At 47.6% G+C, this 21248-nt stretch carries 17 protein-coding genes and 1 tRNA gene; 15 read left to right on the forward strand and 3 right to left on the reverse strand.

All coding sequences use genetic code 11. From position 1 onward, the window contains the following. The first annotated feature begins 129 nt into the window (after positions 1 to 129). The 5 genes from VLX91_03420 to VLX91_03440 all read left to right on the forward strand — a co-directional run bounded on the left by VLX91_03420 (position 130) and on the right by VLX91_03440 (position 4105). On the forward strand, positions 130 to 1047 hold the full coding sequence (locus tag VLX91_03420; protein ID HUI29243.1) for a rhomboid family intramembrane serine protease: 918 nt from the start codon (positions 130 to 132) through the stop codon (positions 1045 to 1047). 92 nt (positions 1048 to 1139) lie between these two features. Then, positions 1140 to 2264: a flavodoxin-dependent (E)-4-hydroxy-3-methylbut-2-enyl-diphosphate synthase gene (ispG, locus tag VLX91_03425; GenBank protein HUI29244.1), complete on the forward strand. Its 1125-nt coding sequence runs from the start codon at positions 1140 to 1142 to the stop codon at positions 2262 to 2264. Between the two features lie 94 nt (positions 2265 to 2358). Beyond that, positions 2359 to 2703, forward strand: coding sequence for a histidine triad nucleotide-binding protein (locus VLX91_03430; protein ID HUI29245.1), 345 nt, complete (start codon positions 2359 to 2361; stop codon positions 2701 to 2703). A gap of 6 nt (positions 2704 to 2709) precedes the next feature. Further along, the gene (locus VLX91_03435) at positions 2710 to 2973 is read left to right on the forward strand and encodes a hypothetical protein (protein ID HUI29246.1); all 264 of its coding nucleotides are present in this window, start codon (positions 2710 to 2712) and stop codon (positions 2971 to 2973) included. A 46-nt stretch (positions 2974 to 3019) separates the two neighbouring features. Next, the gene (locus tag VLX91_03440; GenBank protein ID HUI29247.1) at positions 3020 to 4105 is read left to right on the forward strand and encodes a type II CAAX endopeptidase family protein; all 1086 of its coding nucleotides are present in this window, start codon (positions 3020 to 3022) and stop codon (positions 4103 to 4105) included. 80 nt (positions 4106 to 4185) lie between these two features. Here the strand turns inward: VLX91_03440 and VLX91_03445 are convergent, their stop codons facing one another. Beyond that, positions 4186 to 5889 carry a SpoIIE family protein phosphatase gene (locus VLX91_03445; protein HUI29248.1) on the reverse strand — a complete coding sequence of 568 codons (1704 nt, stop codon included), beginning with the start codon at positions 5887 to 5889 and terminating at the stop codon, positions 4186 to 4188. A gap of 196 nt (positions 5890 to 6085) precedes the next feature. Beyond that, positions 6086 to 6955, reverse strand: a complete 870-nt coding sequence (locus tag VLX91_03450; GenBank protein HUI29249.1) for a hypothetical protein — start codon at positions 6953 to 6955, stop codon at positions 6086 to 6088. Between the two features lie 243 nt (positions 6956 to 7198). On the opposite strand from VLX91_03450, the gene VLX91_03455 reads away from it, so the two are divergent. The 9 genes from VLX91_03455 (at position 7199) to VLX91_03495 (ending at position 18039) form a co-directional block, all read left to right on the forward strand. Continuing rightward, positions 7199 to 7282 (forward strand) — tRNA-Leu (locus VLX91_03455). Between the two features lie 492 nt (positions 7283 to 7774). Then, on the forward strand, positions 7775 to 9019 hold the full coding sequence (locus VLX91_03460) for a site-specific integrase (GenBank protein ID HUI29250.1): 1245 nt from the start codon (positions 7775 to 7777) through the stop codon (positions 9017 to 9019). Between the two features lie 235 nt (positions 9020 to 9254). Then, complete coding sequence (locus VLX91_03465; protein HUI29251.1) at positions 9255 to 9728, forward strand: hypothetical protein; 474 nt, start codon at positions 9255 to 9257, stop codon at positions 9726 to 9728. 205 nt (positions 9729 to 9933) lie between these two features. Further along, positions 9934 to 10530, forward strand: coding sequence for a hypothetical protein (locus VLX91_03470; protein ID HUI29252.1), 597 nt, complete (start codon positions 9934 to 9936; stop codon positions 10528 to 10530). Between the two features lie 312 nt (positions 10531 to 10842). Then, positions 10843 to 11631 (forward strand): hypothetical protein, encoded by a 789-nt coding sequence (locus VLX91_03475; protein HUI29253.1) that lies wholly within the window; start codon positions 10843 to 10845, stop codon positions 11629 to 11631. 415 nt (positions 11632 to 12046) lie between these two features. After that, positions 12047 to 12382, forward strand: a complete 336-nt coding sequence (locus VLX91_03480) for a hypothetical protein (GenBank protein ID HUI29254.1) — start codon at positions 12047 to 12049, stop codon at positions 12380 to 12382. Between the two features lie 727 nt (positions 12383 to 13109). Continuing rightward, positions 13110 to 14477 (forward strand): tetratricopeptide repeat protein, encoded by a 1368-nt coding sequence (locus tag VLX91_03485; GenBank protein ID HUI29255.1) that lies wholly within the window; start codon positions 13110 to 13112, stop codon positions 14475 to 14477. An 18-nt stretch (positions 14478 to 14495) separates the two neighbouring features. Further along, entirely contained in the window at positions 14496 to 16754 is a 2259-nt protein-coding gene (locus VLX91_03490) for a T9SS type A sorting domain-containing protein (protein HUI29256.1), read from the forward strand. 352 nt (positions 16755 to 17106) lie between these two features. Beyond that, a complete protein-coding gene (locus VLX91_03495) occupies positions 17107 to 18039 on the forward strand; it encodes a DUF72 domain-containing protein (protein HUI29257.1) in 933 nt (310 codons plus the stop codon). A 156-nt stretch (positions 18040 to 18195) separates the two neighbouring features. On the opposite strand, the gene VLX91_03500 is transcribed toward VLX91_03495, so the two are convergent. Further along, positions 18196 to 19314, reverse strand: coding sequence for an SGNH/GDSL hydrolase family protein (locus VLX91_03500; protein HUI29258.1), 1119 nt, complete (start codon positions 19312 to 19314; stop codon positions 18196 to 18198). A gap of 360 nt (positions 19315 to 19674) precedes the next feature. Here VLX91_03500 and VLX91_03505 point away from each other — a divergent pair, with 360 nt between their 5' ends. Next, complete coding sequence (locus VLX91_03505) at positions 19675 to 21189, forward strand: tetratricopeptide repeat protein (GenBank protein HUI29259.1); 1515 nt, start codon at positions 19675 to 19677, stop codon at positions 21187 to 21189. Positions 21190 to 21248: the final 59 nt, after the last annotated feature.

A 21248-nucleotide genomic window follows, 5' to 3' on the forward strand; every position in this document is an offset into this window, starting at 1 on the left:
AGACCAGGATGAAAAGTGAAGAGCCAGGATAAAAATGGAGAAAGTTTTCAAAAATTCAGGATTGACTTTTCACTTATGTTGCCGTGAAACGGATGGAGACGTGAAATTGTTCAATAAAACAGAGAGAATATGAGTTATTACACGAATTACTCCGGCTATTACACGCCTCCGTCGAGTTTCAGATTCTTCCCGAAGGGGATGAAATTCCTCCTCGTAGCTAACGTCGGCATTTTTATATTCCAGCTTTTTCTCCAGTTCGGATTGAGGATCGGCGACGTTTACCTGTACAATATTTTTCTCGGCGTGCTCGCTCTTGACCCGATCGGCCAGGGGTTCATGCCGTGGCAGCTGGTCACATATATGTTTCTTCACGGCGGGTTCTTTCACATTTTTTTCAACATGCTCGCACTCTGGATGTTCGGAGTCGAGCTGGAAAACGTCTGGGGGACACGAAGATTTCTTACCTATTATTTTCTTTGCGGCATCGGTGCGGGGCTTTCGAACTTATTCATCGCGCCGCTGTTCACGATTCCAGGTCCGACCATAGGTGCATCGGGGGCAATTTACGGAATCCTGATCGCCTTCGGGATGCTGTTCCCCGAAGCGCCGGTATTCATTTATTTTCTTTTCCCGATCAAGGCGAAATATTTCGTCGCGATTTATTTTGGGATGGAATTGGTTTACGGCGTGTCGGGCTCACAGGACGGAGTGGCGCACTTCGCGCATCTCGGCGGTGCCGTCGTCGGATTGGTCTATCTCATGGCGTATAGAAGATCGATCCCTGCATTTGACAGAATAACAGACTCCCTTAAACGGACTGCGGGCGGGATCCAGCAGAGGCTTCGAACCAAGAAATCCTTCGGAAACAGGGAAATAATTTCTGATGTCTACTTTGAAGAGATGAAAAAAAAACCGGGCTCAGACGAGAACAAGTTCGACCAGGATAAGCTGGACGAGATACTTGACAAGATCAGCGCATCCGGGTATGATTCGCTGACCGAAGACGAGAAGAAAATATTGTTCAATGCGAGTAAGAAACTGAATTGAAAACAAGAAACTAGAAGTGAAAAGCGGTCAGGTAAGGAGACAGAGCGATTTGATTTTTGACTTTTCACAACTAACCGATTTTTGAGGATACGATGATAGATTTGCCGGTGATTTCAGAAAAAACAGAAACACATGTCCAGCACGAAGTGAGGTTCCCGCTTCGAAAGTCTCGGAGAGTTCACATAGGGAATGTGCCGGTCGGCGGCGGTGCGCCGATCTCTGTACAGACCATGACGAAGACAAAGACCTCCGACGTAGATGCAACCGTGAAACAAATAATCGATGCCGCCGATGCCGGATGTGATATTGTGCGTGTTACCGTGAACGATAAAGAAGCCGCTGCAGCGATCGGAGAAATAGTCAGGCAGTCGCCGATTCCCGTTGTTGCGGACATCCATTTTAATCACGTCTTTGCATTGAAAGCTCTTGAAGCAGGGATCGCGAAGGTCAGACTGAATCCGGGCAACATCGGAAGCGTCGACAGAATCCGTCAAGTACTGAGTCTTGCGAAGGAGCGCAAGGTGCCGATAAGGATCGGTGTTAATTCAGGCTCACTCGAGAAAGACATCCTTGAGAAACACGGTTACCCGACCGCCGAAGCACTTTATGAAAGCGCAATGCGGCATGTCGGGATTTGTGAGGAAAACGATTTTCACGACATAATTATTTCCGTGAAATCAACCGACGTAAGGTTGATGATCGAAGCTTACAGGTTGATCGCACAGAGAACCGAGTACCCTCTCCACCTCGGCGTAACCGAGGCAGGACCGACCCGTATCGGCACTATAAAATCTTCGGTTGGCATCGGGACGCTCCTCGCGGAAGGAATCGGCGACACGATAAGAGTTTCCTTGACAGACGATCCGCCGAAGGAAGTTGAAGTCGGCAAGGAGATACTGCGTTCGCTGGGACTCGCGACGAGGAATGTTGAGCTGATTGCATGTCCGACATGCGGGAGACTTGACGTCGATCTTTTTTCGATCACGCGCGCGCTTGAAGACAGGCTGGCCGGAATGAAGAAGCCCGTGAAGATCGCGATACTGGGATGTGTTGTAAATGGTCCTGGCGAGGCGAGCGAAGCGGACATCGGTGTTGCCTGCGGAAAAGGTGTAGGTATCCTGTACCGCAAAGGCGAGGTGGTGCGCCGCGTCAAAGAAGAAGAGATCGTGAATGCGGTCGTCGAAGAGGTCGAAAAGTTTCAGCCGGAAACCAATTAAGAATTTCAAGATTAGTCAAAGTCAATCTCGGCCCGGTCGAGCGGCGCCCTTGCCATACTTAGAATTTATAACTCAAGACTGAGAATTCTCTAAATTGGATTGCGTTTTTTGCAAAATAGCAGAGGGAAAATCCCCGGCAGATTTTGTTCTAAAAGACGGCGACGTCTTCGCAATCAGAGACAGGCATCCCGTTGCTCCCACTCATATTCTGATCATTCCTAAGAAACACATTTCAAGTCTGGTGGAGCTGGACCGCGCCGGTGACTCCTCCCTGATTTCTAAGATGATCTCGACCGCTGTCGAGGTCGCGGAAAAAGTTTCGCTATCGGAACGAGGGTTCAGACTGGTTTGGAATTGCCGGACGGAAGGAGGCCAGACAGTCGATCATATTCATATTCACCTGATCGGCGGCAGACAGATGAAGTGGCCGCCGGGGTAATGGAAAATGAATCGCGCGATTTTTGTCGTTTGGTTTCTGCCGCTCATTTTCATGGGAATTGCTTTTTATGTCCTGCTCGACAGTGACGTCTCATTGGGGGTGAAGGTCGCGTTCTCGGTTGTTCCGTTTTTGATCTGGATGTTTGGCGGAATTGCCATATACCGTGAATACCGCGAACAGGAAAAAGAACGGCGCAAAGAGGATGAGATTCTTCGGGAGGCAAAAAGGATTCTCGATGCAAAGAACCACCACGAAGAAAAGCAGGAATGAAAGAGCCTAAAATACAGTGATGGAGCAGAGAGCGGAGGGCTGAAGCGTGAATTCCAATTTTATCGGCGCGTACTGGTACATTTTTGTTGCTCACGCTATTGCGTGCGCCGTCCTCTCGGCGTTCATTGCGAAGTTTAAATGGCGGGATCAGGGAAATTGGTTTGTGTTTGGACTGATAGGAGGAATTTTCGCGGTCATCGTCCTGCTTGTTGTGAAGAAACTCAGAGAACCGCCGAAGAACAATCTTCTCCTCGATGCGGATCATCATCTAAGAAGCGGTTGGCGCGTCCTGTTGTATTTCGTAACTATCATTGTCGTGTATTATTTGCTGGCGGTTCTTGCAAACCAAACGCGTGTTGTCCCGCCCCAGTCGCTCTTATTCCTTTTTTACATTGCTGTTGTTCTGGCCACTGTCCTCATGTTGAGGTTCGTCGATAAAAGAAAGTTCATCTCCATCGGGTTTCCGTCTCACGGCAAGATCTGGAAAGAGATATCATTAGGATTTTTGATAGGGTCGCTGTTGATCGGAATTGTTGCTGCGGCGGAATTGTCTGTAGGTGCGTTGAAGTTGACGATACGGCCAGGTGTGGGGGTTGTTTTGCTGCTACGAAATTTCAGCCTGAGTTTTATCTTCTTTGCCTATTTTGCTATAGGTGAGGAACTAATCTTTCGCGGCTATCCGTTCCAGGCTCTCATTCAGGGGATGGGACAGGTCGCCGCAACGATTTTGATGTCGATGATTTTTGGGATTCTTCATTTAGCCAACCCCGACGCCAATTTTTTTTCCACGGTGAATACCGTTCTTGCCGGAGTGCTCCTCAGTGTGGCATACTTGAAAACCAGAACGCTCTATTTCCCGTTCGGACTCCACTTTGCGTGGAATTTCGTGCAGAGTTTCTTGCTGTCGCTGCCTGTAAGCGGGCTTTTGACAAATCGGACCCTCTTCATTCCGACGGATTACGGCCCCGACTGGCTCACAGGCGGCCGCTACGGTCCCGAAGCAGGCATTGGCACCACGGTCGTCATGGCAGCAGCGATCATGTATTTTATTTTTGAAAAACGAATGAGACCCGCTTATGACTATGTCGTGCTAAGTGCAAGAGTTGCAGTGGAACAGGTACAGCCCAAGTAAAGACTCATCTATAATTTCCCCCGGGAGAATTCCGTCGGGACTTTTCCCGATCAATGGATGATGTTTTAGAGGATTGAGTGCTAGTTCTTTCTTTTTACTACCAATAGTGTCATGTCATCGAACTGCGGCGTATCAAGGACATGTTCGTTCACTGCCGTGAAAATGGCATCAGCAATCTCCTCAGCCAGCGAGTCGGTGCATTCCTTTACGATACATTCAAATCTTTCTTCGCCGAACCTTTCACCTTTGGAGTTAACCGCATCCGGCATCCCGTCGGAGTAAATGATGAGAACGTCGCCCCTGTTGAATTGGACGACTTCTTCTTCGTAAGGAAAATGATCTACGACGCCGAGCGGGACGCCGCCTGTTTTTAGCCTGATGGCCCGCGATCCATGAAACAAAAGAGGTTCCTCGTGTCCTGCATTTGTGTATCTGAAGAGATTTTTTGCGGCATCGAGAACGCCGTAGAATAGAGTCACGAATTTTTCCTCTGAAATCGATCCGAAAAGGAGATCATTGGAATGCTTCACGCAATTGCTGGTTGAAGAGTCGAGCCGCGAATAAGCTCTGACAGTTGCCTGTACATTCGCCATCAATAACGCTGCGGGCATTCCTTTTCCCGAAACGTCTCCGAGCGAGATTGACAGGTTCCCATTTCCCAATTCCTGCAAATCATAAAGATCTCCGGCGACCGATTTTGCCGGTATCGAACGAGCAGCGAATTCATACCTCTCAACCTGGGGCAGTTTTTCCGGCAGCAATCCCACCTGAACGGCATGAGCCGCAGAAAGCTCTTTTTCAAGCGCAATCTTGTTGTGCTCTTCTTCGTAAAGGCGCGCCTTTTCAATTGCGATAGCGGCGTGGATGGATAATGCATTGATCGCATTTTCGTCGTCCGAAGTAAACGTGCCATTATTTTTGTTCAAAAGCTGGAACACTCCGACGATCGCGCCGTCCTTGTTCATCATCGGCATGCATAGAATCGTCTTCGTCCGGTATCCGGTTTTTTTATCCACCTCCGGATTAAACCGCGCATCCAGGTAAGCATCCGGAATGTTCAACGTGTCGCCAGTCGCGCCGACATATCCCGCGATTCCTTTTCCCAGCGGGAGGTGTATGTCTATTGCCTCCGGAGCTTCGAAGACTTTCGACCAGAGCTCGTGTTTTTTCCTGTCGACGAGATAGACTGTGCCGGTTTCGCCATCCACTATTTTAAGCGCGATGTCCAGAATCACTTTGAGCAGCTCGTCCAGATCGAGAGCGGAGTTAATTAATTTTGAAGCTTCGATTATCTGCTCGAGCTTTTCAACTTCCGCAGCAAGATGACCGGTGTTCTGTTCAATCTCCCGCATGAAGTGATGGTTTTGAGATCTGAATCTGAGCAACGACACTAGAAGGAGCCTTAGTGCGAATGGATGACTCTTTTCGAGAAGCCAGTTAAAGTCCTCCTTGCCGAGAGCGTAGGTTATGCAATCGTCAACGGCCGATACTCTCCCTGTCCGCGGGCGGCCGTCGATAAGTGAAGTCTCCCCGAAGAAATCGCCCGGATGAAGAAGGGCGATTCTGTACTCATCGCCGAATTTCGTTTGCCGCGTTACCTTGATTCTCCCCTCGTAAATGAGATGGAGTTCGGTTTCTTCGCAGCCGTCTTCCGTAATTACTTGACCGGTGGAATATTTCTTCTCTTTCAGTCGAGGCTTGATGAAATCGAAGTGCTCATCCAGAATATCCTCGAGAAGAATATTGAGCCGTAAATGCTCCAGAACTTCTGCTTTTAGGCTCATACCATGTTATCCATTTGCAATGAAAATAACATATTGGAAATGCAAAGCAAATGTCTGAAGTTACTTACCAGAAATTCTCATGTTGAGATAGGAGGAATGTGATCTGCCGATGATGGACGCGAGGTTGTACCACTCGACCACTTATTCGCCGAGCAGATCGCGCGAGAAATTGCCGACTATTTGGTTATTCGATATGTTATTCGCCTGTCTGTGTTCCGGGATTGGCAAGTTTGACTTTTAGCCAGAAGTCTATCTGTTTGGGCTGCTGTTGCTGCTCACTATAATTCCTCCGCCGTTCTCCGCCACCCCGCATCCCTTCGCCGCTCGTGTCGCCCGGTCCTTCTCCATTCCCCTCACCGCCGCCGGGGTTCATTCCTCCGCCCTCGCCTCCGCCTTCACCGCGCATTCCTCTCCCGCGTCTTTCCGTTCCTTGTCCTTCAAATTTTCCCGATTCGAATCCTATCCCGACGTTTTGTCCGTTTGCGTTGAGCGCATACGGATGGTCCGGCGATTTGTGAAGGGGTACTTTCAATTCATATATGAGGCCGCCCGTGCTGCGATTAATCTGCAGTTCGATTCCTTTTGCATCGGCGATACTGAGGCGAACAGGCCCGTTCTCGTTCACGCCGAGAATTTCAAGCTCGTTCGCCGACAGGTCTTCGAAACTTGGATTTTGATTCTGGGATTCATCGGGACTATTGTTATCGCTCCGTTGCATAGATTCTCCTCTTGCGGCTCGCCCCAGCGGAAAGTGAATGCCGAATTTCTCGCCTGTTCCGCCTGAGGGATCGAGCCACACTGTCAAACCGAGTCCCATGATCTGGAATACCTGCGGGCGGTTTGTCGCTTTGAGAATTATGTACATATTGCTGCTATCGTTTCTCACGCCGGCGGTCAACTGTGCATCCGGAATGTAGAACATAGTATCTTCCCAGTCGTTGTCCTTTCCGTCGATGACAGTCTGGTTATTGTTCCACGAGCTCTTCACAAGGAGCGTGCTCGTACACCCGCCCAATATGAACGCGGCAAACGCAAACAAAATCGGAAGGTATTTAAACAGTTTCATCAAGTTTCTCCTAGGTTTTCAAATCAAAATAGATCCGTCTATAGTTTACATTTTGACAAAAGATACTTCCCGCTGGTTTAATAAACAGGGAATCTATTTTTGGCCTGGGCACAAGCGCCATTGAATTACAGGATCCCCTCCGCTATCTTTAAATACTAAAGCCTGTCGCCATCGAGCCGATGTGTTTCCCTCGGAGCGGCGTACCATGGTACAGCAAGTTTTTGAAATAGTCGAATAAAGTTTGCCCGGGTGGCGAAATTGGCAGACGCGCTAGATTCAGGGTCTAGTGGCCGCAAGGTTGTGCAGGTTCGAGTCCTGTCCCGGGCACGAGAACTCAAAGAGATTTCACGGATTTTTTGTTCCGCTTATTTTCCACCGTCCTTCCTCCCATCTCCGAGGTGCCATTTCGTTACGGGTGATTTACTTTTCTCGAGCATCCTTGCCACTGGGAGAATTTTCTTTCGGTTAAGAAAATTTATGGTTGTCTTGGATCAACGGCGCAGGATTTGAGGGTCTTGAGACCGAGGCTGCTTTCCTATTTGCAATGTCTGGTAAATTCCTGAATGGCGTTTTGAATTGTGTGGATTCTTATTTTCTTCTTGAGTGGAAGGTGTTTTGAAATTGATTTTTTTGATTCAGATGTATTGCATGTGAGTGGTGCGTTGCGGGGGGGAAGTTCGGGTTGAATAATAGACTCTTTCTTTCAATGCGGGACAACTAAATATTATCATTCATTAGCATGGTTGGATTACCTGCGATGGGAAAGTCCATTCCTGAAGTCAGAGAGTATATGTCCACGCATGGTAATTTGACAATATAGTGGTTATTAGCTACATTTTTTGTCCGATGATCACGGGCAAATCAATATCATCACAGGGCGGCAAATCAAGAAGGGTGAGGTATGTAGGGGAGCTAACGGATAATTATTCCGCCGCGTCGTCAGGTCAGCCGCCATTCAAAACGGAACGAACTCGGACCGTACAAATTTTCTCAAGCGATGAAGGGAGGATTTTCGTCCGATTTCCATACGACCCTGAGATAAACACAGAATTGAAAAAAATCGTCGGCCACCGATGGCATCCTGCAGAGAAATATTGGAGTTTTTCCTCCAGTATTAGCAACTATACGAGGCTGCTCAAAATCTTTGAAGGAAAGGGAGTTGAGATCGATCCTAATCTGAAGTCTCGTTTTGGTGCAGACAAAGAAAGTGAAGAGGCTATGCAGGTCAAGCCAAAAGTGATCGATGATGTAGAAAGACTCAGCCAACTTATGCGGGTCAGAAATTATTCGAATAAAACCATCAAATCATATTGTAGTTGCATCCGTCATTTTGGCGACTATGGTGTGTCTCGCCAGATGGAACATGCAACGCCCGAGGAAATACGCGGCTATCTATTCCATCTCGTGAATAATGAGGGATATTCACCGACATCGCTCAATCAGGTGATAAACGCGCTCCGTTTTTTGTATGTCGATGTATTCAATAAGTCGTTCATCCTTGGGAAGGTCCCACGTCCCAGGAAGGAACGCAAGTTGCCAGATGTTCTAACAAAGGATGAAGTTCGTGATGTTTTGCATTCTACATCGAACCCCAAACACAGACTTCTCTTAATGTTGATATACTCAGCGGGATTACGTGTCGGCGAGGCATCACGATTAAGGCTTGAAGATATTGATGCCAGGCGAAAGATGATACATCTTCGTGCGGCAAAGGGGAAGAAGGATCGCTATACTTTGCTCTCAGAGAGAGCGATGGACGAATTGCGGGAATATCTCAAGGTCTATAAGCCGATAAAATACGTTTTTGAAGGCGAACATGCAGGGAAACCTTTAGGGATCCGGAGTATGGAACGCGTTTTTGAAAGGGCGGGAATAAAGAAACATGTGTCTGTACATACTCTTCGTCACTCGTTTGCAGCGCATTTATTAGAGCAGGGAACTGACCTTCGTCACATTCAGGTCTTGCTCGGTCACGCAAGTTCTAAGATGACAGAAATCTATACTCATGTTAGCAAGAGGGCTATTGAGGGTATACATAATCCATTGGATGACATCGAGTTATGAAAAAGTCAGATTATTCAGACATAGAAGGAAAAAACGACACTATGTTCGTTTTTCCAATAGTTAACCGAAACGGCGCAGATTACTACCATCGAAAGGAAATAAAATGAAATTGACTCTATCTTCTCTACTGCTATGCTTCACACTAATTACAGTTTCATCATGCAAGAAAAGTAATCCTACAGGTCCTTCCAACGGTCAGCAAATCCTTCCACTCGCGTTGGGAAATACTTGGTTAATGCAATACACAGTTTACGATACGACGGGAATAGTAGAAGGTATGATTTATGATACCGCTAAAGCTGCTACAGATAGAACCATTTCTGGAGTCACATGGTACCGCATCACCAGCAAGGTCTTCGGTGGATTCATAGCAAACGAATCCGATGGACTTTGGACATATGATTCTTCATCAGGAGGATCGTCACTCGTGTTCAAGTACCCTGCAAATGTCGGAGATAATTGGGACGCTGTGATGAATACTTCCATAGCCTATCAGGTCACTGTTCAATCGGTCAATGCCACAATAAATGTTCCTAAGGGTACTTACACTTGCTATGATTACAAAATGCTTCTCAACTCTCAACCAGGGTTGGAAGTTTACCTGTCCCCGGGAATAGGCTTCGTGGCCATGGAAGTCTATTCGTTCACGAAATCGGGTCGGTCGTATAAGCAAGCCTACGGAGAACTTACTTCTGTCACGCTCAAATAGTGCGAGTTCAGATTATGTGCGCCGCATCGGCTAACAGCCAGAAAGAAGACGCTCGATTATTATATACCATGGTGCTCGCTTCATCGCCGGCGCCCGCGGTCTGGACGCTTCGCGGCAGTTATAGCGGGCGTGGGCGACGACTTCTTTTTGGTGGACGTTATCTGCCACGTAGCCCTTTTAGTCATAAACAACTTTGGGTGTTGATGTGACACGTAAATCCGTCTGGTGCGACAAAGACGTTCTGGAACTTGCCATCGCGGACATCTACGCTCTTTCGGAGCAAGGGAAAACTATAGCCGAGATTGTCACAACACTCTCCCCGAGATTCATGGAACGAGAAATCAAAGAGCTTATTGGATACATCTCAGGTATGAGTACTCCCGACCGCCACAATGGACTGAAGCTTGCTTTAAAAGCCTCGTTATGGATACTCCTTTTCTCAAAGCTTCTCGCAGCTTCATCTTTTCCCATTCACCTAGAGACAACGTTATATTTGAAATTGTTTTCCTTCATTTTGATTCCAAGTCTCAATCTGTTATTGCTATTTGCCGTGTACAAGGAAACTTCGACATGCTACGAGTTAGCGCTCATCTTCCTTGCTTTGAGCCTGCAGGGACTCGCCGATCTAGATTTTGGACCTGGCCTCGTGATCATATTCATTCAGATATTCGTTCTCCTTGGGTATCTCACGGGAATCTATTCCTCGTTCAGACTTTTCCGCATTTTTCCCTATCACTTTCTTAAGACTTATAAGGTTACCAAGAAGCTAGGCCTGGAATTCTCTAAAGCGGTGATCCTATGACGGGCTACGCGGCAGATAACAACGGCAATCACGACGCTCGATTATTGTATATCATGGATGTCGCTTCATGCCGCGCACACAGTAGGCTACAAGGGGTGCGGCGCGAACTTTTTCTCGCCACACGTTAGGCGTCATTGCGGCACCTTATGGGTTAATCTGACATCGAGAGAAACATGACAGCATGATCACATAGCTATCCAGAATGTATTTTCCATGAAGCAAGAAAACAACATGGCACGTGACAATCTTAGCGCTCATTGAAACAACCACGTCAAGATACATTGATAGACAGAGTTTGAATGAAAGGAATCTATGGACACAAATCGTCCTAGCGTACTGCGTTTTTGGCTCCTGACTATTCTGATGATGTGGGTCTCTCATGTCATCGCGTATTTTTGTCACGAGTATTCGCATTCCTTTGTTGCATGGCTATTCGGTTTTAAAACAAATCCATTTGCAATTGAATACGGTGGGTTTAACATAAGAAATGTCTTGCTTCAGGTCCAGGTTGATGATGATGTCAGTTATCGAGCGATCCTCGCTCAGGGCCATGGGCATATTGCGGCCCTGATTGCATTCGCGGGTATGGGCTTTGGAAATGGATTGCTTTATTTGTTCTCCCGCTGTCTCCTTCGCAATGAGAAAGTTCGTATCCATGCCCCATTATTTTTGTTCAGCTTCTGGCTTTGTTTTATGAACGTTGCCAACTTCTATGATTATGTCCCGATCCGTACGTTCACCACGCACGGCGACATAGGCTACCTTTCACAGGGTTTAAGTATTTCTCCGTGGTTGATTCTTATTGTTTTGGGATATCCGACGGTATGTGCTATATGGCACTTGTTTGCAAGACTATTACCGGACACGTATCAGCTTCTGCCGCGTGGCTCGAAGGTTCAAGGAACGATTTTAGTCGCGGTATGTGCGTTTATTATGTTCGACTATTTTGGAGCCTCTGGTCTTTTTGGTTATGGTGAAGTCTCATCCACACTCTCAGGTATTTCAATGCTATCGTTCCCAATGGTTTTGGTCATTTGTTGGCCCGCCCGTAAATCAGGATTTTTCACCACACACGGTGAATTGGATTCTGGTCATTACTAGGGGGATCATCAGTGGACAGGCCGCAACGAACGCCTAACAGCGGCAACAATGACATTCACACATAAGATATTGAATAAAGGAGTTCACTCAACGCCGCGCTCATATTATATTGAGTTGGTCGGCGGCGCTGCATTGTTGCCGCGGACGTTATCTGTCATGGACGCCCGCGTCGTTAAACGAGTGAGCCATGATGAAAACGAAAAGGAAATTGGAGGAAAACATGAAAGCGTCAATTATCCTTTGCTTGCTTGGCGTCCTATGGTTCAGATGCTCCCATAGCTTGGTTGGCCCAAGTTCGAAATTGGTATTTCTTGACGGAATATTAAATTGATAGTTGTGAAGCCGATTGTCGATAAAGCCCAGGAGTAGATTTCGATTGCTTCGTAGATTATTTCGGATATTACTTAAGTATGGCATGCCTTTGACTCTCGTCCTAGGTCTGTCTATGGCATTTTTTGGCTATCTCACTCCGGGCCAAACGGCAAGAATCGTAGGGACAAACTATGGAGACCAGACGCCTCTTCTTGTCGCTTATAGTTTCAGAGACGACGGGCTCGTGAGTCGAACGTGGACCTCATACATCCTGCTGCCATCGGTAACTGCCGATCCCAAGATTGTCACAGTTCAAGAAGAGGACGGGCGCTTCGTGGCTATTCACGAGTCGGTGAATTTTTTCTATTCGCTGCTTCTATGGTATTCAGCAAGCATAATCGGCACATGGTGGTTTTGGTTTAGGAAAAGGAAATATTGAGCAAACGAGTTATGCGCGTTGAACGGCGCCTTCGGTTTGCTTTGAGGAACACCCGTTCGATCAAAGATCTGAAGAAAAACAATGTGAATCGAAGGATTCACTCCGGACCCGTATAATCAAGGTGTTGGTGGAGTCCTTCACAGCCTGTCTGCTTTCATCCAGGGATCACATGCCAGGCAGCGTCGATTTCTCCTGTGAAGTCTCCCGTTCGCTCGCTGCAGGTTAGCATCTTGGTCGGATGTTCATCACGGTGGGTTTTCTAAATGCTCTGGTATTTCGCCGGATGATCCGGTCAATCGCCTTGTGGTTGACTTCGGTAGTCCTAAGGAACCTCCTCCTCAATTATCTAAACGATCACACTTGAACTCTGACGCGCCCCATCACATGCGATGGTACAAGGTGCCTCTTGAGAAGCAGCTGTTACTTTAAGCTTTCTCTGACGCTGAGGGTGTGACAAACACTGTGCCATGACAAGATTGGCATTTCTATTCGTACTTGGTCTGCCCATTTATCATTTGGGCAATCTGTTTCTCACTGCATTGAGAAATTCATTTCCCAACTGCACCAATGACCGTTTAGATTACAATGGTTTGAGGGGAGAAAGAATGGCATTTTGATTGCATAGTATGCCTCGTTGAAAATGTACCCGTTGGCGAGAAGTACGCACGTAAAGCGTCACCATTTTATTTAAGCTCGTTAACGATAAAACTTTAAACAGGAGGCCAAAATGAAACCACTTCTAATTCTCTGTGCGCTTGTATGTCTTGCAAGCTGGGGAACTGCAATTTCACAAACAACGGAAAGTTTAAACACGGTGGCTGCCATGAGCGATATCGGAAAGCTCAGATCGATCGCTCAAGTGCATCGTGGAGAGAAAATCGGAGCGTCGGCTCAGAATCGCATAGGGATGATCTTCTACAGCCAGAAGAACAACGATGCAGCTGAACGGGAGTTCCTCATTACATACACTCAGCATACCGACCAGCGCGCAGAGGCGATGCAGGCGGCATACTACCTCGGTAAGATCTCGCTCAACAAAGAAGACCCGAAACAGGCGATGAAATACTTTTCAGAGTCTTTGTCATCGGGAAGCTTGGTCGGTGCCGACATCGATTGGGCAAGGTATTATCAGGTGAAAGCGATGTACCGATCTGAGGACCCATCGTACTTAACCACAGTTCGGAGTTATCTCACGGGGAGTCATGATTATTCCAAGAGGAACGATATTTCCGTGAGATACGACCTTGTGCGTTACCTGGCGAACAAGCATCAATACGGTCAGGCGCTCGAGGAGGCAAATACGATCGTTAATCTCTTCCCGAACGATCCGCTATCCATGAACGTCAGGTTCGAGGTTGGCGAGCTGTACTTCATGCTTGGAAGGCCGCAGGATGCCTTGAACCAGTTTAGCGCCATACTGAATACAGCCGGACAGGATCCGGTAGTCGGGGCGCATGCTCTGTACCAAATAGGCGTAGCTTACGATAATGAGGGAGATCTTGTAAACGCGAGAAGCACATATAGAAAAGTCATCGACGCATATCCGACTCAAACAAGATGGGTAAATGCGAGTGAGTTCGGTATCGCGATGATAGAATACAGAGAGGTCAAGCCCGGTTCGTCGCTCGATGCGGCATATGAGGCGCTCCATTCTTTCGTATCGAATCACCCAACCGATCACCATGTCCCGCAGGCATTGATGACGCTTGCCAGTCTGAACATGCAGCGAGGGAAGTACAGTGAAGCGGTGAGTGAATACGATCAGGTAATCCAATTTGATCCTTCCCTTATCCCGATAAAGTCCAAAGCATCTCTCCGTTCCAACGACGTAAATGCATTCAGAGATTTGGTTCTACGAGCGCACTTTGCGAAGGCAAGCTTGCTGCGCACACAGTTGGTGAAACCGGATCTTGCACTTGCAGAATACAATTTGATACTCGAATCACATCCGGAAAGCGAGGAGGCATTGTTCTGCAAGGCGCTTTCTCTTATTCAACTCGACAGAAGAGACGAGGCTCGCGGGATACTTAACAATTTGTCATCATCCGGTACAGATTACGGTAAGATGGCACAACAAACGTTGAAGACACTTTAAGGAAGGAGGGCTAAGAAAATGAAGAACAGAATTAATATTTTTATTTTCGCATTACTTTCGGTTGCGATGTTTTATACGAACGCCGAAGCATGGGGACCGACATGCACAACCTCGGCCACGTACCAACCGGGAACATATTATGTGGGAGATCTTATTTTGTTTGATGCAAGTGCCAGCTCACCGCTCGGCAATACCGGTGGAAGAACACCTTTTTGGGGATGGGATTTTGATTACAATGCAGGGTATGGGTTCACTGACGAGTTACCGACCTATACTCCGCAATGCTATCATGCCTTCTCTACGCCGGGGACTCACACAGTTGCTGTGAGATATACCGACGGCTATGGTACCGTGGGACAAGTTTTCACGATGACTATAACAATATTGAACTGGGACTGGACGACGGACCTGGCCAGTAACCTCTACTACGGTGGTGCCAGTCCTTTTCCTTACAGCACTAAATTACCATGGTTTGACAACTCACCATACCCGCCTTACATGAACATCGGAGAAGGGGCATACTCTCTTGGCAATATTGATTTCCTTCAATCTGAAGGCTGGACTCTTGTGTTTAAAAACTTTGGGACGACTGCATCCCTGGCACTTAGTGATTGTCCCTGTTTCATATTGTACAATCGGTACACCGGAGTTCTCCGATTTTTCTTCTGGAACTACCTGCTCAGTTATCAGAACTACGGCATGGTCAATTTGACAATTACGGGAGAAAACGCGACCCCTCTATTCACATTCAACAATGGTGTGCCGCAATTTTCAGACGGATATAAAGGGGGCCAGGACCTGCAGGACAACCTTAGCGTGATCACGCAATTGGTACATAACCATTGGGGTTTTGCCGATTTCAAGCTCCTGGGATATGATCCTTATATTAGCCAAAAGTACTGCAACCTGAATTTCCAAATATTCGGAGTTGATACGACCCACTTGACAATAAGTGGAGGTCTATCATTGAACGGCATCATCGGCGGTACCGCGAATTCGCTAAGTCTTCAGACATCAGGCGGGGGAGGCGGCCCATTAAGCGACATTAATTCGGCATTAGGGTGGGTGTCCAAAGAGGTTAAAAATGACACCACGTTGTGGACCGACCTTAAGGGTATTGATAAACAACTTACCAAAGGTTGGGCTACACAGGCGTTAAGCGACCTTTTGACTATAGGCGGAGGTATTCCCGCGCTGATCCCTGGCATCGGACAGATAGCAGGCCTTGCCACCAACTTTATTGGAATTCTTACGGGAAGTGGAAAAGGTAATCAGCTATCTGCTCCGGCCCCGATTACTTTGAAAGGGACTATTTCTCTTAGTGGAGATTCAAAGACCGTGTATCCTATTTCGGGTATTAATATTCCTCTTCCTGGATCGTCTGCCGCGATAGGTCCAAACGAAAATGTTTTGTACAATAATCCATTAGGCATTTTCAATGTGACTACGGAACCCACTCTTAGATACTGCAATCTTCCCGAGGATGTTATGACCAGCGGTTTTGGTGGTGAAGCTTTCGGTCCATTCGACGTCGGACTCGATCCAATCCAGATCCAGTATAATCCATGTTCTGGATTGAGTTTGGTGAATGCAAGTTTTGCAATACTTGACACGAATTATGGTCCGCAGACAGCGGGCTACCACCCCGTGGATAGTTGCGCATACATACAGTTTGTGCTTGATAAGTACCAGTATGAGTGTATTGCGGGCTGGGAATGGGGCCAGCCATGTGATATATTTTGCGGAGTCCCAACCGCGGAGGGCCCAAGTCCGTATTACAATGGGATAGGCGTGAGTCTCAAATTGAAATTCAAATATTTCAATTCCAGCACCTCCACATGGGATACTGTATATTTCCTCAAGACTTATCCTGTCAACATCGTTGCTGATACGAGTGTCTTCGATCGCCCAGCGTATTATGACAAGTCTGTGTACTCTCCACTACATGACTGGTCTATGAAATCTCCACGACCGGTTCGGGTTACATCGAATATCCCGTCTCAATATTCGGTCAAGAGCTATCCAAATCCATTTAATCCTACGACGAACATCAACTATCAGGTTCCTAAGGATAGCCGTGTTAAGCTGATGATCTATGATGCAATTGGTCGCGAGGTAACGACACTGGCAGACGGAACGAAGAAAGCGGGGTATTACTCCGCAACTTTCGACGGCTCACGTCTCTCAAGCGGAATTTATTTCATAAGGCTCGTAGCGCGACCTGCTGATGGTAGCAATATGGTCATCCAGACCCAGAAGGTTATGCTCGTGAAGTAACTTTAATTCTCAAACTCATGAGATTCATAAGGCGATTCCCAAAAGAAATGGAGTCGCCTTTCTTTTTGTGTTGCTGTCATACTTTTTCAGATAGCTCTCAAAGATTTTCCTCTTGATGCAATTTTCTCTCTCGCCTTCGTCCTTTCTTTTGTACCTTCTTTTCTATTGGTTGGGAAGAAAGAGTATCCGCTCAAAGGTGTTCTTGTTCTCAGCATTCTAAAACCCTTTTCAATTCTCCCTTCGCAGGGGATTGTGGTTGAAGGGGATACATCGTACCTGAAAGGCACACGTCATCGCTCCCTTCACGGTCTTGTGCAGAGACGAGAGAGTTAATTATATTCAGAACGACACCATGGAAATCTACGCTGGCACTGCAGGATGGAGCTACCCCGATTGGTACGGCCCCTTCTATCCGGAAAAGAAGGAGAAAGCGTTCTCGGAGCTGAAGTTCTACGCCGACTTCTTCGACTGCGTCGAGATCAACAGCACCTTCTATCGCCATTTCCCGCCGAGCACCGCCGAAAAGTGGCTCGCGGAAGTGAAGAAAAACCCCAACTTCGTTTTCATCGTAAAATTGTTCCAGCAATTCACCCACGGCAGCCGCCAGAAAGATAAAGAGTTTCTCAACAACAGAAGCGTCGTCATTGAATTCCTTTCGCCGCTCGTGGAACAGAAGAAACTTGCGGGGATTCTCGTCCAGTTCTCCGAATATTATAGGGAAAATGAAGAGGCGGAGGAATATGTTGCCCTGATCATCGATATGTTCCGCGATTACACGCTCTTCTTTGAGCTTCGCCATACATCATGGTACACGGCTCGGGCGAAGGAATTCTACAAACAGAACGGCGTCAATGTCGTCGCGATAGACCAGCCGAAGCTCAATGGCATGATCGGCTTCGATGCCGACGTGCTCGGGAAGATCGGATACGTGCGCATGCACGGTCGAAACGCGGAGACATGGCAGGCGGGGCGTGAAGCCCTTCGAGCAGGAAAGAGGAACGACAACGAGGATAGAAACGCCCGTTACAATTACCTCTACAATATCTCCGAGCTCGACGAGATCGAAGAAAAATTGAATAAAGTCAAGGAACGCTGCGAAAGAATGTATCTGATCATGAACAACCATCCGCTCGGGAAAGCGGTCGTGAACGCGCTGGAGCTTGTGAGGCGGCTTCGCGGAGATCCGACGGTGCGCGTTCCCTCCACCATCCTCAAGTATTTTCCAGAGATGGGAAAATTTGCAGAAAGAGTGGATGTGGGTCCGCTGGGAGATTTGTTTGAATGAAAGGCAATCAGTGACAACTATTCTCATTCATTACGGAACTGACCCCGCTGGTTAAACGTGGATTCCAGAGGCAACAACCGAAATGATGTGTGTGTTTGGCCCGTCATCGCGATGAGCGGCACCAGACGCCACGATGTGGCAATCCCGACATGAATCTCACCAGTTCATTCTGAGTTTTATCATCGGTACGACAATGCCAGCCATTTTGTTCGCACCGTAAACATTCGGATGTAGCTCGCACCCCCAGTCGTTGTCATTCATCATACTCCGCGGGATTTCGATAAAGAATACATCCCTGTCTCCAGTTTCCTTTTCCTGTTGAGCCTTCACAAGCTCACGAACGTACCTCGTACAAGGTTCACCGATCATCGGACCGGTTACGCAAAAGATGGTGACGCCCGGATAAAGCACGCGTACACGGTCGATCAATCGGCAGTACGCCTCCTCGAAAACGGTGCTGTCAGGGTGTGGTTCGGTTGAGAAATCATTGGTCCCGAGATTGATGACCACCGCTTGTGGAACCCATTTCGTGAAATCCCATGTCGAGGTCGAATCGGAATAGCAAATCCGATCGTAAAGCGCAGGCATCGGATTTACCGACGTCTTGTTTTTGTCGCCGTAATTTCGTACGACGCCTCTTCCTGAATAAGAAATCAAATGGTAATCCGCGTGCAATTCTCTTGCAGTGATCGAAGCGTATGACATGCATGCATCCTCGGTTTGAGGAGTGAAATGGCAGTTTGATGAATCTGCCATAACGCCGTAACCGCTCGTTATAGAATTGCCTATGAACTCGATTCGTCGGTCAGGACGCCTGTCAGGTGGCAGGAGTGTCGCGCCCTTATCAAGTACGAATCCCATGAAGGTACCCCTTCCGACAAGCGGCTCGGTTCTCTTCTGAATCATTATCGTGTGAGGCACCGAATCGGCAAGTCCGGACACGAGATGGTAGACCTCCGCATTGTCCGTGGTGAGGAGTCGCGGCGCGTGGTCATCTATTATAATTGCGTATTCATCCGTACTATCATGCAGTCTCAGAGAGCAGCCCGTACCAGTAAACTTTGCGCAGATGTAAACTCCAGCCCAATCGAAAGCAACTTTCTTTGGATTGAGAAAATCGAATCTGCCGATGTACTGAATGTTCGGATTATCGGCGTCGATGATACCGGTGTTCGTCGGTTCGGTCTTTGTAATGAATGGCGCGCATGAGCTCAGCTGGATGATTATCGCAAAACATGCCGCTTGAAGGATCGTAACATGGAATTTTATTTTCATGATGAAAGTTTTTTTGAACCTCTTTTGCTGAAATAAATTCACCGTAGACTCTGACTCGCGTGCATAAAAATTTCCGAAGAATATAATAGAAACGTCTTGTATAATTCCAATACTTTGCGCTTCTTACACGGCGGACGTGTCTCCATTTTCGTGACAAATTGCTAAGAGAGGGGATCTTCATGGATTAGCCTCTGTGAAAGCATCTGTCATGGCGAGTAGTGACGCCCGAGGTCACAACGCGGCGATCCGTGCACGAAGACCATGGATGGACGATTTGACATGACAGAAGAATATTGCTACCTTAGAAAAGTCTGCCAGGTCTGTACAGCTTTTGAAAATAATCTTGCAGGGAGGCGCTCTATGAAGTTCTTCGCATTGGCAATATTGTCTTTCGGTCTTTTGATTGTTTCGTGCTCGCGTAACCAGGGATCACCACCCTCGGCCGGCACTGTCAAAAGCTCACCACCGATACCTGGTCCGGACAAACTCGAGATCATGAAAATGCTTCGAAACGGCTCGTATGAGTCTCTCATGCGCGAGCTCGACAGCCTCGCGAGGAATTTCGAGAAAGACACACTGCATGAAGAATATTTTTGGCGTGCGTTCGACACGTTTGATGTGTCCGACACTTCGGTCGAGAAGTATCTGAACGAATGGATTCGTGAGTACCCGCAATGCGCAAATGCATACGCCTCACGCGCCATCTTCTACACGAGGGTTGGCTGGAGCATCAGAGGATATGATTGGGCTCGAAACGTTCCCGAGGAACATTGGAACGGAATGCAAAACTACTTCGAAAAGGCATGGTCGGATGCCTGCCATGGATTGGTGATCGACTCGCTCAACCTTCCTTGCTACGACGCCCTCATCACTATCAGTATGCACTACAGCGACAAAAATCTTACTGGAGCCATCTTCGATAATGCCCTGAAGGTCTATCCTGCGAGCTTCAATATATGGAAGTCATATATGTGGAGCCTCTTGCCGCGGTGGGGAGGATCTCATGAAGAAATGGATCTGCTGGCACAACAAAGTATCCGATACCTTTCATTAAATCCACGACTTAAAGTGCTGCAAGGGTATGTTGCTTTCGATGAGGGGTGGAATCTAGAGTATGACAGCAGTTATGCCTCCGCGATTGAAAAGCTTGATACTGCAATATCGTACGGAGAAAGCGCCGTCTTTTATGAACGCCGCGGAGATTGTTATTACGATTTGGAGAATTACGACCAGGCACTGATGGACTACGATCACGCCCTTCAATTGTCGCCTCAAGATCCGTGGACTCTCAGCTCAAAAGTATACGCGTTGTTTTATTCCGGGGATCTCGATCAGGCGCATGAGACCGCGAAGGAAGCTCTGGCGATCAGCCCTGCTGACAGCAACGTCAAAGAGGCTTATGAACTTGCTTGCGGGACGAAATCGGATGCAAACTTCCATCGGTCGAAAGGTTTTCGCATCATGAAGACGAGCAATGAGAACGAGACGGCTCTGTCTGAATTTGATCTTGCGGTAGAGGAGGACACGTCTAATTATTTAAACTATTACGCGCGTGGTTATTGTTACAGGTACCTCGGCCGTTACGATTCCGCGATCTCGGACTTCCGCCGTGTGCTTTCTTTGAAATCCGGATACCTCGATGCATACAGCAATCTTGGATGGCTTAACATGCAGCTGGGGAAGTATGATGATGCGGCGACCGATTATTCTGCCGAGATCGCAGCCACACCGGAATATTACAATGCTTATGTGGGGAGGGCATACTGCTATCACCAGTTGGGACGGAATGAAGAAGCGCTGCAGGATCTGAAGACTGCATGTGACTTAGGTTGCGAGCAGGCTTGTGAGAGTTACAGGAAGATTACGGGACAGTGACAGGAGACAAAAAGCAATCGCTGCCAATATTGAATGATGCTTGTGTCTGATGAAAACAG

The sequence above is a fragment of the Candidatus Acidiferrales bacterium genome (assembly GCA_035515795.1).
Taxonomy (GTDB): domain Bacteria; phylum Bacteroidota; class Ignavibacteria; order Kryptoniales; family JAKASW01; genus JAKASW01.

Coding starts and splice junctions, on each gene's coding strand:
- VLX91_03480 (HUI29254.1), top strand. CDS start 12,047: ATGCCTTTGACTCTCGTCCTAGGTCTGTCTATGGCATTTTTTGGCTAT.
- VLX91_03450 (HUI29249.1), bottom strand. CDS start 6,955: ATGAAACTGTTTAAATACCTTCCGATTTTGTTTGCGTTTGCCGCGTTC.
- VLX91_03495 (HUI29257.1), top strand. CDS start 17,107: ATGGAAATCTACGCTGGCACTGCAGGATGGAGCTACCCCGATTGGTAC.
- VLX91_03475 (HUI29253.1), top strand. CDS start 10,843: ATGGACACAAATCGTCCTAGCGTACTGCGTTTTTGGCTCCTGACTATT.
- VLX91_03490 (HUI29256.1), top strand. CDS start 14,496: ATGAAGAACAGAATTAATATTTTTATTTTCGCATTACTTTCGGTTGCG.
- ispG (HUI29244.1), top strand. CDS start 1,140: ATGATAGATTTGCCGGTGATTTCAGAAAAAACAGAAACACATGTCCAG.
- VLX91_03435 (HUI29246.1), top strand. CDS start 2,710: ATGAATCGCGCGATTTTTGTCGTTTGGTTTCTGCCGCTCATTTTCATG.
- VLX91_03505 (HUI29259.1), top strand. CDS start 19,675: ATGAAGTTCTTCGCATTGGCAATATTGTCTTTCGGTCTTTTGATTGTT.
- VLX91_03485 (HUI29255.1), top strand. CDS start 13,110: ATGAAACCACTTCTAATTCTCTGTGCGCTTGTATGTCTTGCAAGCTGG.
- VLX91_03445 (HUI29248.1), bottom strand. CDS start 5,889: ATGAGCCTAAAAGCAGAAGTTCTGGAGCATTTACGGCTCAATATTCTT.
- VLX91_03500 (HUI29258.1), bottom strand. CDS start 19,314: ATGAAAATAAAATTCCATGTTACGATCCTTCAAGCGGCATGTTTTGCG.
- VLX91_03465 (HUI29251.1), top strand. CDS start 9,255: ATGCAATACACAGTTTACGATACGACGGGAATAGTAGAAGGTATGATT.
- VLX91_03420 (HUI29243.1), top strand. CDS start 130: ATGAGTTATTACACGAATTACTCCGGCTATTACACGCCTCCGTCGAGT.